Consider the following 13,523-nt stretch of genomic DNA (forward strand, 5'->3'; position numbering starts at 1 on the left):
AAATTACAAGAAAAAAGAGCTTCTAGCGCAGGTAGCACCTGCGCTAGAAGCTCTTTTTTTAGGAGCGGTTAGATTTATACCCGCTCGGCTACCCAAGCCTGCACGGAAGCCAGGGCCGCTGGCAGTTTGCCGGGCTCGGTGCCCCCGGCCATGGCCATGTCGGGTTTGCCGCCGCCTTTGCCGCCGAGCTGGCTGGCGACGAAGTTGGCCAGGGCTCCGGCTTGGACCTTGCCCACGCTGTCCTTGGTCACGCCCACCGCGATTTGCACCTTGTCGCCGTCTACGGCGGCCAGCACGATGACGGCGGTTTTCAGCTTGTCTTTGAGCTTGTCCATGGTGTCGCGCAGGGTCTTGGTGTCGGCCCCTTCCAGCTTGGCGGCCAGCAGTTTGATGCCGTTGATGTCGATGGCGTTGTTGACCAGCTCGTCACCCTGGCTGGAGGCCAGCTTGCCCTTGAGCTGGGCGACTTCTTTTTCCAGCGCCTTGATGCTGTCCAGGGCCAGCGTGACGCGGGCCTGCAGCTCGGCGGGCTGGACCTTGAAGCTGCTGGCAGCCTGGGTGACGGTGCGCTCCAAGTCTTGCAGATACTTCAGAACGCCTTCGCCGGTGATGGCTTCGATGCGGCGGATGCCTGCGGCCACGCCGCCCTCGCCCACCACCTTGAACAGGCCGATGTCGCCAGTGCGCTGCACGTGGGTGCCGCCGCAGAGCTCTTGGGTGCTGCCGATGCTGAGCACGCGCACGATCTCGCCGTACTTCTCGCCAAACAGCATCATCGCGCCGGTTTTTTGGGCGGATTCGATGTCCATCAGCTCGGCGTGGGTGGCGGCGTTGGCCAGGATTTCGGTGTTCACCATCGCCTCGATCTGCAGGATTTGTGCGTCGGTGACCGGGGCGTTGTGGGTGAAATCGAAGCGGGTGCGTTCGGCATTCACCAGGCTGCCCTTTTGGTGCACATGCGTACCCAGCACTTCGCGCAAGGCCTTGTGCATCAGGTGTGTGACCGAGTGGTTGCGCTGGGTGGCGGCGCGCAAGGCCGTGTTGACGCTGGCGGTGACGGAGTCGCCCACGTTCAGCGTGCCTTGGGCCAGCGTGCCCTGGTGGCCGAACACGTCGGCCTTGATTTTTTGCGTGTCGCCGACCTCGAAGCGGGCGGTTGCGGACACCAGCGTGCCCTCGTCGCCCACCTGGCCGCCGGACTCGGCGTAGAACGGCGTGGTGTCCAGCACCACGGTGCCGGTTTGACCTTCTTTTAGGCTGCTAGCGCTAGTGCCGTCTACATAGATAGCTACAACTTTCGCAGCAGACTCCAAAGCGGTGTAGCCCACGAACTGGTTGTCCGCACCGGTGTATTCCAGCGCGCGGTCCATCTTGAACTTGCCAGCGGCGCGGCCTTTGGCTTTTTGCGCTTCCATGGCGGCGGTGAAACCGGCTTCGTCCACCGACAGGCCGCGCTCGCGGCACACGTCGGCCGACAAGTCCAGCGGGAAGCCGTAGGTGTCGTGCAGCTTGAAGGCCACGTCGCCAGGCAGCATCTGCACGCCGTCGGCCAGGGCGGCGTTGAGGATTTCCATGCCCATGGCCAGCGTCTCGAAGAAGCGCTCCTCCTCCGCCATCAACACTTCGGCAATGCGCTCTTGCTGCGCCGCCAGCGCCGGGTAGGCCGCGCCCATCAACGCCACCAGATCGGGCACCAGCTTGTGAAAGAACGGCTTGGTCTGGCCCAGCAAATAACCGTGGCGGATGGCGCGGCGGATGATGCGGCGCTGCACGTAGCCACGGCCTTCGTTGCCGGGGATCACGCCGTCGCTGACCAAAAAGGAGGTGGCGCGGATGTGGTCGGCGATGACGCGCAGGCTCTTGTGGCCCAAATCCTGTTCGCCAGTTTCGCGCGATGCGGCCTTGATCAGCGCGTCGAAGATGTCGATTTCGTAGTTGCTGTGCACATGCTGCAAGATGGCGGCCAGGCGCTCCAGGCCCATGCCGGTATCCACGCAGGGGGCGGGCAGCGGGGTGACCGAGCCGTCCTCGGCCATGTTGAACTGCATGAACACGTTGTTCCAGATTTCGATGAAGCGGTCGCCGTCTTCACCGGGGCTGCCCGGGGGGCCGCCTTCGATGTGGTCGCCGTGGTCGTAGAAGATCTCGCTGCAGGGGCCGCAAGGACCTGTATCGGCCATCATCCAGAAATTGTCAGACTTGTAGCGGCCACCTTTGTTGTCGCCGATGCGGATCACGCGCTCGGGCGGCAGTCCAATCTCTTTGGTCCAGATGTCATAGGCTTCGTCGTCTTCTTCGTAGACCGTGGCCAGCAGGCGGTCGGCGGGGAGTTTGTAGACCTGGGTGAGCAGTTCCCAGGCCCACTTCAGCGATTCGCGCTTGAAGTAGTCGCCAAAGCTCCAGTTGCCCATCATCTCGAAGAAGGTGTGGTGGCGCGCGGTGTAGCCCACGTTTTCCAGGTCGTTGTGCTTGCCACCGGCGCGAAGGCAGGCCTGAACCGACGCAGCGCGCACATAGGGGCGCTTGTCGGTGCCCAGGAACACGTCCTTGAACTGCACCATACCGGAGTTGGTGAACATCAGCGTGGGGTCGTTGCCCGGCACCAGCGAACTGCTGGCCACCACGGTGTGGCCCTTGGAGGCAAAGAAGTCGAGAAAGGTCTTGCGGATGTCGGCAACGGTGAAAACGGGTGCCAGTGCGGATGCGGGGGTGCTCATAAGCGTGGAGTCTCGTAGAAAATCGTTACGCCAGCCGGGGCCGTGGCGCTGGTAAAAGGCAGGGGCTGGACCCCAACCAAAGGGCCGGATTTTACCAGCCGGGTGCAGCCAGCTCCGGCGCATGCCGACTCCGCCGAATGCTATTCAAATAAGAGCTACTAGCGTAGGTAGACTATGCACCAACGGCCTTTTTGGCTTAAATTTTCAACAGCGCACCGGCAAGCTGGCGCGACCCCGCGCGGGGCTCCTATAATCCAGCGACTTGAATGTGACCTTAGCGGGTGTAGTTCAATGGCAGAACGCTAGCTTCCCAAGCTCGATACGTGAGTTCGATTCTCATCACCCGCTCCAAGTCTCTCCTTGCATTTCTGGCCCCGCGCCAATGCCTGCGCAGCCTCTTTCAGGAGTTCGCAGCATGTTTTTCACCTCCACCCCCTGCGTGTTGTTGACCGCTGCTTTGGCCCTTGTGGCCTGTGGCGGTGGTGGTAGCAGTGCAGCCACTCCGCCAGCAGCCGTGGTGGCCCCCACCGTCACCACGCTGAACAGCAGCCTGTCCAGCCCCTGGGGCATGGCGGTGTTGCCATCGGGTGAATTGCTCATTACCCAGAAGAGTGGTAGCCTGCTGCGGCTCAGTGCCAACGGCTCCAATAGCACGCCCATCAGCGGCATCTTGCCGGTAAACGACAGCGGCCAGGGCTGCTTGCTGGGCCTAGCGCTGGACCCCGACTTTGCAACGATGCCCTGGGTCTACTGGGCATATGCAGAACCCGGCAGCGGCAGCGAGGCCGGGTTGACGGGCACAACAGTGGCGCGCGGTCGGCTGGTGGGCAATGCGCTACTGGACGTGGCCGTGCTGTTTCGCCAGCAGCCCAAAACCACGGGCTCGGGACACTTCGGGTCGCGGCTGGTGTTTGCCCGCGACAAAACCCTGTTCATCACCCTGGGCGAGCGCCAAAAGTTCAGCCCCGCCCAAGATCTGGCGCAGACCTTGGGCAAGGTGGTGCGGATCGCCCGCGATGGCAGCATCCCTGCGGACAACCCGGCGCTGGGGGCCAGCGCGCTGCCCGGCATCTGGAGCCTGGGCCACCGCAACGTACAGGGTGCCGCCCTGCACCCGGATACCGGGGAACTCTGGATCAGCGAGCACGGGCCGCAAGGCGGGGACGAAATCAATATCGCCCGCGCCGGTGCCAACTACGGTTGGCCGGTCAAAAGCTATGGCTGCAACTATGGCGACCCGGTGGGCGATGCTTGCCGGATTGGCGGCGGCGTGCACGCCCCGGCGTTTGTGGAGCCTTTGACCTATTGGGTGCCTACGTCGGTGGCACCGGCAGGGCTCATGTTCTACACCGGCAATCTGATTCCGCAGTGGAAGGGGAATTTATTCTCGGGCTCGTTGGCGGGCCAGGCGCTATGGCGCATGGCCATCGGCCCCAACGCTGTACTGACCCGCGAAGCGCTTCTCACAGACCGCAAAGAGCGATTTCGCGACGTGGCGCAAGCCCAGGACGGGGCCATTTTGCTGCTGACCGATAGCGGAAAACTGTTGCGTCTGGCGCCTTAACGCCCTGTCTGTCACGTAAAGTTCATCTGGCCTGGATAGGCTAGTGAAGTCACTCCACCCACAAGGACTTCGTGTTGAAAACCCTGCCCCCCTCCCTCGATTTCAAAACACGCCACGCTGCATGGGCCCTGTGGGGTGGCATGGTGCTCGGCACCCTGGTGCTGGCAGCTTGTGCTGGCGACGGCGACAGCAACGGTGTCAACATCCAGGGCGTTGCCGCCACCGGTGCAGCGATGGCCAACGCTAGCGTGGTCGCCAAATGCACTGCGGGAACGGCATCGGGCAAGACATCGGCCAATGGCAGCTACGCGCTGTTTGTGGCCAACGGGGCTTTCCCGTGTGCCATCGAAGTGTCAGATGGCAGCCGCAAGCTGCATTCGGTGGCAAACAGCAGTACGCTGGGTGCGGTAGCCAACGTCACACCGCTGACCGAACAACTGGTGGGCCAACTGTCCGCCGACACGGCGGCATTTTTTGACGGCTACAGCGCCACCACCGCTGCCAGCCTGAGCCCCAGCACACTCAAGGCCGCGCAAGATGCCGTGTTTGCGTCGCTGGCCGCCAATGGGCTGGCAGTGCCCAGCGGCCTGACCAATCTGGTGGAGGGCACTCTGGTCGCCAAAACCAGTACCCAAGCAGGCAACGACTACGACCAGTTTCTGGACACCGTGGCCACCAAGCCGATCAGCGTGAAACTGATTGCGCTGAACGACTTCCACGGCAACATTGAACCCACCTCGGAAACCAATGGTGGTTCGGTGGTACTGCCCAATGGCGGCGCGGGCCAGCGGGTGGCGGTTGGCGGTGCCGCCTACCTGGCCACCGTGGTGAAGAACCTCAAGGCCAAGAACCCCAACAACATCATGGTGGGCGCGGGCGACATGGTGGGTGCATCCCCATTTGCCTCCAGCATCACCCACGATGAAGCCAGCATCGACGTGTTGAACCAGATCGGCCTGGAAGTGACATCCGTGGGCAACCACGAGTTTGACCACGGCATCGCCGAACTCAAGCGCCAGCAAAACGGCGGCTGCTACCCGGCATCGGGCAGCGTGGGCGTGGTCGGCAAAGACACCTGCCTGATCGACGGCAAGTTTCCCGGTGCCAAGTTCAAGTACCTGACGGCCAACGTGGTGGACACCGCCACCGGCAAGCCCGTCTTGGCGGCCACTTACATCAAGCGCTTTGGCACCGTCAGCGTGGGCTTCATTGGTCTGACGCTTCAAGGCACATCGGCCCTGGTGGGCTCCACCGGCGTGGCCGGGCTGCGGTTTGACGAAGAATCGGCCACCATCAACCAGTACGCGGCCCAGCTCAAGGCCAACGGCACCACCGCCGTGGTGGTGCTGATCCACCAGGGCGGCCAAACCACCGCCACCACAGTCAACGACAAGACCTGCCCCGGCCTGAGCGGCGACATTCTTCCCATCATGGACAAACTCAGCAGCAACGTGGACGTGGTGGTCAGCGGCCACACCCACCAGGAATATGTGTGCAACTACGCCGCCAAAGCCGCAGGTAAAAACATTTTGCTCACCTCCACCGGTTTTTACGGCGGTGCCGTGAGCGAAATTGACCTGACCCTGCAGCCCAGCAAGGGCATGGTGGCCTCGGTGGCCAACACGGTGCCGGTGATCCGTGCTGCGGGCAGCTACACGGTGGCAACCTCGAACAACACGGTCATCCCGACCGGGTTTGCCGCAGTGGCCCGTGACACCACCATCGACGCGCTGGTCACCAAGTACGTGGCGATCTCCAAAATTGCCGGTTCGCAGGCCGTGGGCAGCATCACCGCCAGCATTACCCGCGCTTTCTTGCCCAACAGCACCACCCGCGACGAAACCACCGAAGGTGCCATGGGCGACCTGCTGGCCGACACCTATCTGGCCGGCGTGCCCGGCGGCGCAGACTTTGCGCTCATGAACCCGGGCAGCGTTCGGGCCGATCTGGTCTACACCGGCACCGGTACCGTCACCTTCAGCGACCTGGCCACCATCGAACCCTTTGGCAACACGTTGGTCACGCTGAACCTGACCGGCGCACAGATCGTGCGGCTGCTGGAACAGCAATGGGAATCGCCCAACCACACCGCCAAAACCAACACCGCGACCGGCGCGGTAGGCCGCTTGCTGCTGCCGTCCCAGGGGCTGACCTACACCTACGACAACAACCAGCCCGCCGGTGCCGCCTCGGGCCAGGGCAACCGCATCGTAGCGGGCACGCTCAAACTCTTTGGGGTGGCGATCGACCCAGCCAAGACCTACAAGATCGCGACCAACAGCTTTCTAGGCACTGGCAACGGTGGCGACAACTTCACAGTGATGGCCACCCAGGGCAGCAACATCCTGGACACGAAAGTGCTGGACCTGGATGCCTTTATTGCCTACATGGGATCCCACTCGCCCGTAAGCCCGCCTGCCGCACGGATTACCCGGCTCCACTAGCAGGCCCTGCTGAATGCCCCGTCTAAAGCTTCTTGGGTGGGCCCTGCTGTGGGCCCTGCCCTGCCAGGTTCTGTGGGCCCACGCTCTGACCGAAAAAGAGCGCCAAACCGTGGCCGACGGGGCCCAGCAGGCGCAAACCAGTTGCTACAAAACCATCTACCGCGACACCAACGCCTACAGCCAGTGCGTGCGTGACCTGGTGGAGCCGGAAAAACGCAGCTCCTACAAACGCCTGGGCGCGGAGTACTTTGCCTATGTGGGCGCAATGGCCTATGTACGGGTGGGCCAAGCCGGTGCCGAGCAGGCGGCGGTCGAGTTCTTGCAAAAATACCGCAGCACCCAAAAACGCTTGGGCGTAGAAGATGGGGCCTTATGCGCCACCGTGCCGGGCAACTGCCAGGTGCGTATCGCACAAAGCAAGGCGATGGAGGCCGCACCGCCCAAAGCACCGGCCATGGGTGTGCAGTGCCTGGGTGGCGTGTGCCGCATTGCGCCCAAAGAATAAGCGCCATGCTCTTGTTATAAAAAGCATAGCGCTATGCGTAGGCAGAACCTGCGCTAGAGGGCGATTTAATGCCTTAAATCAGCTTGACGCCGGTTTGGGCCTGCAGGTCTTCCAGGGTAACGCCGGGGGCCATTTCCACCACTTTCAGGCCTGCGGGGGTGACATCCATCACGGCCAGGTCGGTGATGATGCGGTCCACTACGCCCACGCCGGTCAGCGGCAAGGTGCAGTTGGGCAGAATTTTCAGGTCGGTGGTGCCATCGCGCTTCTTGGCAACGTGCTCCATCAGCACGATGACGCGCTTCACACCCGCCACCAGGTCCATCGCGCCGCCCATGCCCTTGACCATCTTGCCGGGAATCATCCAGTTGGCCAAATCGCCTTTTTCGCTCACCTGCATGGCACCCAGGATGCTCAGGTTGACCTTGCCGCCACGGATCATGGCAAAGCTGTCGTGGCTGCCAAAAATGGACGAGCCGGGCAGCGTGGTCACGGTTTGCTTGCCCGCGTTGATCAGGTCGGCATCCACCTGGTCTTCGGTAGGGAACGGGCCAATGCCGAGCATGCCGTTTTCGCTTTGCAGCCACACTTCCTTGTGGGCGGGCACATGGTTGGCCACCAGGGTGGGGATGCCGATGCCCAGGTTCACATAAAAGCCATCTTCCAGCTCCTGAGCCGCGCGGGCCGCCATTTGGTCTTGGTTCCAGGCCATGTCAGGCTCCTTGTACGGGGTTGGTTTGGGAGGTGGCAGGCACATCCACTTTCGGCGTAGCCAACTCTTCGGTGCTGACCACGGCGGCAAGTGCGATCACGGCCTGCGCTTCCACCTTGGCGGCGATCGGATCCACTGCAGCCGAGGCCGACAGGGTGCGTTTTTCAATCCGCTTTTCAGGGTTGGCGTTGAGCACGATGCGGTGCACGTAAATGCCGGGCAAGTGCACCTGGTCGGGCACCATGCTGCCGGTCTCGACGATTTCCTCCACTTCCACAATACAGATCTTGCCCGCCATGGCAACGGCGGGGTTAAAGTTGCGGGCAGTCAGGCGGAACTGCAGGTTGCCGGACTTGTCGGCGCGGAAGGCCTTGACCAGCGACACCTCGGGCACCAGAGAGCGTTCCATCACATAGGTTTGGCCGTCGAACTCGCGCAGTTCCTTGCCTTCGGCCACCAGAGTGCCCACACCGGTTTTGGTGAAAAAGGCCGGAATGCCTGCGCCACCGGCGCGCAGCTTTTCGGCCAGCGTGCCCTGGGGGGTGAATTCGAGTTGCAGTTCACCGGCCAGGTACTGGCGCTCGAACTCTTTGTTTTCACCGACGTAACTGGAGATCATTTTTCGGATCTGCCGCGTCTCCAGCAGCTTGCCCAGGCCAAAGCCATCGACACCTGCATTGTTGGAGATCACCGTCAGGTCTTTGACACCGGAATCGCGCAGAGCGTCAATCAGCGCTTCAGGGATGCCGCACAGGCCGAAACCGCCCACGGCCATGAGTTGGCCGTCTTGCACAACGCCTGCTAGCGCCTCGGCGGCAGAGGGGAAAATTTTGTTCACACAGTTCTCCGGTTAAAAGATCAAGCGCAACGATACTACCTATTCAGCTACGTAGTTTTTCGTAAAGGGTTTATCCGATGGCAACCACCACCACAACTACAACCGGGGTGGATTACGCACTGGCATTTGCATTGGCACCCGTGGGTCTGGTGGTGTCGCGCAACCGCGCCATTGTGGACTGCAACCAGCATCTGTGCGAGATGTTTGGGGCCGACCGCGACCAGCTCATCGGCCAGTCATTCCAGGTGCTGTACCCCACCGCCGTGGAGTTCGAGCGCACCGGTGCCCGCATCGTGCTGACCATGGATGCCAAGGGCCATTACGCCGACGACCGCATCATGCAGCGACTGGGTGGACGGCTCCAGGACGAGGCCTTCTGGTGCCACGTAGTGGGCCGGGCTTTTGACCGCAATGCGCCCCATGCGGCCGGTATCTGGAGCTTTGAAGACCTGTCGTCGCGCCGCCCGGTGCAGGCATCCCTGACCCCGCGCGAACGTGAGGTAGCCGCCCACGTGATGACCGGGCTCACGTCCAAGGAAATCGCCAAGCTGCTGGGCATCAGCCACCGCACGGTGGAGATTTACCGCGCCACCTTGATGCGCAAATACAAAGCATCCACCACCGCCGATCTGACGCAAAAACTGATGGGTGGATGAATTTACAAGAAATAAGCCTCTAGCGCACATAGCGCCTACGCCAGTAGCTACTATATTTATAGCATACGGATGGCAAGCCCCAAACGCACTTCGGGCCTGCTAACCGAAGCTAGCAGGCCCGAATTAGTTACCAGCGGCTAGTGCTTAGTTGCGCGTCTGGTCGACCAGCTTGTTCTTGGCGATCCAAGGCATCATGGCGCGCAGCTGGGCACCGACGACTTCGATCTGGTGCTCGGAGGTCAGGCGGCGGCGGCTGATCAGCGTAGGAGCGCCAGCCTTGTTTTCCAGGATGAAGCTCTTGGCGTATTCGCCGGTCTGGATGTCGTTCAGCACTTGCTTCATGACCTTCTTTGTCTCTGCGGTCACGATGCGCGGGCCGGTGACGTATTCGCCGTATTCAGCGTTGTTCGAGATCGAGTAGTTCATGTTGGCGATGCCGCCTTCATAGATCATGTCAACGATCAGCTTCAGCTCGTGCAGGCATTCGAAGTAGGCCATTTCAGGCGCGTAACCGGCTTCCACCAGGGTTTCGAAACCGGCCTTGATCAGCTCGACGGCACCGCCGCACAGCACGGCTTGTTCGCCGAACAAATCGGTTTCGGTTTCTTCGCGGAAGTTGGTTTCAATGATGCCGGACTTGCCGCCACCGTTGGCCATGGAGTAGGACAGCGCCATTTGCAGCGACTTGCCGGACTTGTCCTGGTACACCGCCACCAAATGGGGCACGCCGCCGCCTTGGGCGTAGGTACCGCGCACGGTGTGGCCGGGCGCCTTGGGGGCAACCATCCACACGTCCAGATCGGCGCGGGGGCTGACCAGACCATAGTGCACGTTGAAGCCGTGGGCGAACACCAGGGCCGCGCCTTGCTTGATGTTGGGGTGCACTTCAGCAGCGTAGACCGAAGCGATTTGCTCGTCGGGCAACAAGATCATGACCACGTCAGCGGACTTGACGGCTTCTGCCACTTCGGCGACCTTCAGGCCGGCCTTGGCAACCTTGTCCCACGAAGCGCCACCCTTGCGCAGACCGACCACGACGTTCACGCCGCTGTCGTTCAGATTTTGCGCGTGCGCATGGCCTTGGCTGCCGTAGCCAATGATGGCAACCGTCTTACCCTTGATCAGGCTGAGGTCGCAGTCTTTGTCGTAATAAACTTTCATGGTCTTCTTTCAGAGTAAATATGTAGGACTTGCGCAGTTCCCGAGTGAATGGCTAAAAGCCCTTCACGCGGGAGCCGCGCAAGTCGTGAAGGTCTAGTTAAATGCCCATCGACAGGCCCAGGGCGAACGTTTACCGCAATCGCCAAAAATAGTCCGTTCACGTTGAGCCCGTCAAAACGCGCGTACGGACAACTCAAAACTAGACCCGCAAAATGCGCTCACCCCGGCCAATGCCGCTGGCACCGGTACGAACGGTCTCCAGGATCGCGCTGCGGTCCATGGCTTCCAGGAAAGCGTCGTTCTTGCCCTGGTCGCCAGTCAGCTCAATGGTGTAGCTCTTTTCGGTCACGTCGATGATGCGGCCGCGGAAGATATCGGCCATGCGCTTCATTTCTTCGCGCTCTTTGCCGACCGCCCGCACCTTGACCATCATCAGCTCGCGCTCGGTGTAGGCACCTTCGGTCAGATCGACCACCTTGACCACCTCGATGAGGCGGTTCAGGTGCTTGGTGATCTGTTCGATCACGTCGTCCGAGCCGGAGGTCTGGATGGTCATGCGCGACAGGGTGGCGTCTTCGGTCGGGGCGACCGTCAGCGACTCGATGTTGTAACCACGGGCGGAAAACAAGCCGACCACGCGCGACAGCGCACCGGGTTCGTTTTCCAGCAATACAGCAATGATGTGTTTCATAAGACTAGATTCCTCTTTTCGCCGCCCTCCCCCGTGCACGGTAATGCACGGGCTTGGCAAGCAATAGATTCGTCAGAAAGTTAATACTATCGAATTGATAGCTGCAAGCGCAGGCAGTACCTGCGCCAGAGCCCGATTTTGCTTAAAGGTCTGGTTACAGATCCTCGCTACCCAGCAGCATCTCGGTGATGCCCTTGCCGGCCTGCACCATCGGGAACACGTTCTCGGTGGGGTCGGTACGGAAGTCCATGAACACTGTGCGGTCTTTGAGGCGGCGGGCTTCGCGCAGGGCGGGCTCCACATCTTCGGGACGCTCAATCAGCATGCCGACGTGGCCATAGGCCTCGGCTAGCTTGACGAAGTTGGGCAGTGCATCCATGTAGCTGCTGCTGTAGCGGCCGGCATATTCCACCTCTTGCCATTGGCGCACCATGCCCAGGTAACGGTTGTTCAGCGAGACGATCTTGATCGGCGTGTTGTACTGCAGGCAGGTGGACAGCTCCTGGATACACATCTGTACCGAGCCTTCGCCGGTAATGCAGAACACTTCGCTGTCGGGCTTGGCCAGCTTGACACCCATGGCGTAAGGAATGCCCACACCCATGGTGCCCAGACCACCAGAGTTGATCCAGCGACGGGGTTCGTCAAAGCGGTAGTACTGCGCAGCCCACATTTGGTGCTGACCCACGTCCGACGTGATGTAGGTGTCGGCATCCTTGGTCATGTCCCACAGGGTTTGCACCACGTACTGGGGCTTGATCACGTCTGGGGAGCCCATGCTGAACTTCAGGCAGTTGCGGCTGCGCCAGCCTTCAATCGTGTCCCACCAGCTACCCAAAGCATCTGCGTCGGGTTTGGTTGTAGATTCTTTGATCATCGCGATCAACTCGGTCAGCACTTCTTTCACGTCGCCAACAATCGGTACATCGACCTTGACGCGCTTGGAAATGCTCGACGGATCGATGTCGATATGGATGATCTTGCGCTCGTTTTGCGCGAAATGCTTGGTGTTGCCGATCACGCGGTCGTCGAAGCGGGCACCCACAGCCAGCAGCACATCGCAATGCTGCATGGCGTTATTGGCCTCGATGGTGCCGTGCATGCCCAGCATACCCAAAAACTTTTTGTCGCTGGCGGGGTAGGCACCCAGGCCCATCAAGGTGTTGGTGCAGGGGTAGCCCAGCATGTCCACCAGGGTGCGCAGCTCTTGCGAGGCATTGCTCAGCAAAACACCGCCGCCGGTATAAATATAGGGGCGTTTGGCGGCCAACAGCAGTTGCAAAGCCTTGCGGATCTGACCGCCGTGGCCTTTGCGCACCGGGTTGTACGAGCGCATGCTGACGGTTTCAGGGTAGCCGTCGTACGGCGTCTTCTTGAAAGAAACGTCTTTCGGAATGTCCACCACCACCGGGCCGGGGCGACCGGTTCGGGCAATATGGAAGGCCTTCTTCATGGTTTCCGCCAAGTCGCGCACGTCTTTCACCAGAAAGTTGTGCTTAACGATGGGGCGTGTAATGCCGACGGTGTCGCATTCCTGGAATGCATCCAGACCAATCGCGTGGGTCGGCACCTGGCCGCTGATGATCACCATCGGAATGCTATCCATGTACGCCGTGGCAATACCGGTCACTGCATTCGTCAGGCCGGGGCCGGAGGTGACCAGCGCCACACCCACATCACCGGTAGCGCGGGCATAGCCGTCAGCCGCGTGCACGGCAGCCTGCTCGTGGCGCACCAGCACGTGTTGGATGGTGTCTTGTTTGTAGAACGCGTCATAGATATACAGAACGGCGCCGCCGGGGTAACCCCAGATGTGCTTGACGTTCTCGGCCTGGAGACATTTCACCAGAACCTCCGCACCCATGAGTTCTGGGGCGGTACTACGCGGGGTATTTTGTGCGGCGGTAGACGCTGCGGCCGCCGAAGCGATTTCGGCTTTTGACATTTCCATGATGAACCTTTGTGAATTTCTCTAACGAAATACCTTGGGTGCCCCTTCACGCACTCTTTTGGAGTTGTGTTGGAACTTAAGACCAAAGCCATGGGCGAGCTGCTTGCATCGCCGAACCATGATCCGTTTGCTTTTTGACTAGCAATGCGGATTATGTCATCTCCCTACGCGAAAATTGGCCGCCGCACCAAGAAATTCCCCGGTCAGTGCCATAATCCGCCCGCAAGCGCCCCAGACCGGGGCATCCCGTTTTACAAAAAAAAACGCATTCCACTGATTCGCCC

General features: G+C 61.0%; 10 protein-coding genes and 1 tRNA gene. 5 read left to right on the plus strand and 6 right to left on the minus strand.

Annotated features, from left to right (window positions below):
* Nucleotides 1-74: 74 nt before the first annotated feature.
* Entirely contained in the window at nucleotides 75-2,717 is a 2,643-nt protein-coding gene (gene alaS, locus AC097L_RS14205; protein WP_479587075.1) for an alanine--tRNA ligase, read from the minus strand.
* Between the two features lie 277 nt (nucleotides 2,718-2,994).
* Here alaS and AC097L_RS14210 point away from each other — a divergent pair.
* The 4 genes from AC097L_RS14210 to AC097L_RS14225 all read left to right on the plus strand — a co-directional run bounded on the left by AC097L_RS14210 (nucleotide 2,995) and on the right by AC097L_RS14225 (nucleotide 7,230).
* Nucleotides 2,995-3,068, plus strand: a tRNA-Gly gene (locus AC097L_RS14210).
* Between the two features lie 64 nt (nucleotides 3,069-3,132).
* Nucleotides 3,133-4,281 carry a PQQ-dependent sugar dehydrogenase gene (locus AC097L_RS14215; protein ID WP_479587076.1) on the plus strand — a complete coding sequence of 383 codons (1,149 nt, stop codon included), beginning with the start codon at nucleotides 3,133-3,135 and terminating at the stop codon, nucleotides 4,279-4,281.
* Nucleotides 4,282-4,355: 74 nt separating this feature from the next.
* Nucleotides 4,356-6,725 carry a bifunctional metallophosphatase/5'-nucleotidase gene (locus AC097L_RS14220; protein WP_479587077.1) on the plus strand — a complete coding sequence of 790 codons (2,370 nt, stop codon included), beginning with the start codon at nucleotides 4,356-4,358 and terminating at the stop codon, nucleotides 6,723-6,725.
* Nucleotides 6,726-6,738: 13 nt separating this feature from the next.
* Nucleotides 6,739-7,230, plus strand: a complete 492-nt coding sequence (locus tag AC097L_RS14225; protein ID WP_479587078.1) for a hypothetical protein — start codon at nucleotides 6,739-6,741, stop codon at nucleotides 7,228-7,230.
* Nucleotides 7,231-7,303: 73 nt separating this feature from the next.
* On the opposite strand, the gene AC097L_RS14230 is transcribed toward AC097L_RS14225, so the two are convergent.
* Nucleotides 7,304-7,942: a CoA transferase subunit B gene (locus AC097L_RS14230; protein ID WP_479587079.1), complete on the minus strand. Its 639-nt coding sequence runs from the start codon at nucleotides 7,940-7,942 to the stop codon at nucleotides 7,304-7,306.
* A gap of 1 nt (nucleotide 7,943) precedes the next feature.
* A complete protein-coding gene (locus tag AC097L_RS14235; protein WP_479587080.1) occupies nucleotides 7,944-8,780 on the minus strand; it encodes a CoA transferase subunit A in 837 nt (278 codons plus the stop codon).
* Between the two features lie 77 nt (nucleotides 8,781-8,857).
* Between AC097L_RS14235 and AC097L_RS14240 the strand changes: the two genes are divergently transcribed.
* Nucleotides 8,858-9,436 carry a LuxR C-terminal-related transcriptional regulator gene (locus AC097L_RS14240; protein WP_479587081.1) on the plus strand — a complete coding sequence of 193 codons (579 nt, stop codon included), beginning with the start codon at nucleotides 8,858-8,860 and terminating at the stop codon, nucleotides 9,434-9,436.
* 144 nt (nucleotides 9,437-9,580) lie between these two features.
* Here the strand turns inward: AC097L_RS14240 and ilvC are convergent, their stop codons facing one another.
* From ilvC to AC097L_RS14255, 3 genes are all read right to left on the minus strand, one after another.
* Nucleotides 9,581-10,597, minus strand: a complete 1,017-nt coding sequence (ilvC, locus tag AC097L_RS14245; RefSeq protein WP_479587082.1) for a ketol-acid reductoisomerase — start codon at nucleotides 10,595-10,597, stop codon at nucleotides 9,581-9,583.
* 199 nt (nucleotides 10,598-10,796) lie between these two features.
* Entirely contained in the window at nucleotides 10,797-11,288 is a 492-nt protein-coding gene (gene ilvN / locus AC097L_RS14250; RefSeq protein ID WP_315184824.1) for an acetolactate synthase small subunit, read from the minus strand.
* Between the two features lie 154 nt (nucleotides 11,289-11,442).
* Nucleotides 11,443-13,239 (minus strand): acetolactate synthase 3 catalytic subunit, encoded by a 1,797-nt coding sequence (locus AC097L_RS14255; protein WP_479587083.1) that lies wholly within the window; start codon nucleotides 13,237-13,239, stop codon nucleotides 11,443-11,445.
* Nucleotides 13,240-13,523: the final 284 nt, after the last annotated feature.

It is taken from the genome of Rhodoferax sp. RT5P35 (assembly GCF_056521385.1).

Excerpts from the sequence above, each read along its gene's own strand:
- AC097L_RS14230 (WP_479587079.1), bottom strand. The coding sequence starts at position 7,942 with ATGGCCTGGAACCAAGACCAAATGGCGGCCCGCGCGGCTCAGGAGCTG.
- AC097L_RS14225 (WP_479587078.1), top strand. The coding sequence starts at position 6,739 with ATGCCCCGTCTAAAGCTTCTTGGGTGGGCCCTGCTGTGGGCCCTGCCC.
- alaS (WP_479587075.1), bottom strand. The coding sequence starts at position 2,717 with ATGAGCACCCCCGCATCCGCACTGGCACCCGTTTTCACCGTTGCCGAC.
- ilvN (WP_315184824.1), bottom strand. The coding sequence starts at position 11,288 with ATGAAACACATCATTGCTGTATTGCTGGAAAACGAACCCGGTGCGCTG.
- AC097L_RS14215 (WP_479587076.1), top strand. The coding sequence starts at position 3,133 with ATGTTTTTCACCTCCACCCCCTGCGTGTTGTTGACCGCTGCTTTGGCC.
- AC097L_RS14240 (WP_479587081.1), top strand. The coding sequence starts at position 8,858 with ATGGCAACCACCACCACAACTACAACCGGGGTGGATTACGCACTGGCA.
- ilvC (WP_479587082.1), bottom strand. The coding sequence starts at position 10,597 with ATGAAAGTTTATTACGACAAAGACTGCGACCTCAGCCTGATCAAGGGT.
- AC097L_RS14255 (WP_479587083.1), bottom strand. The coding sequence starts at position 13,239 with ATGGAAATGTCAAAAGCCGAAATCGCTTCGGCGGCCGCAGCGTCTACC.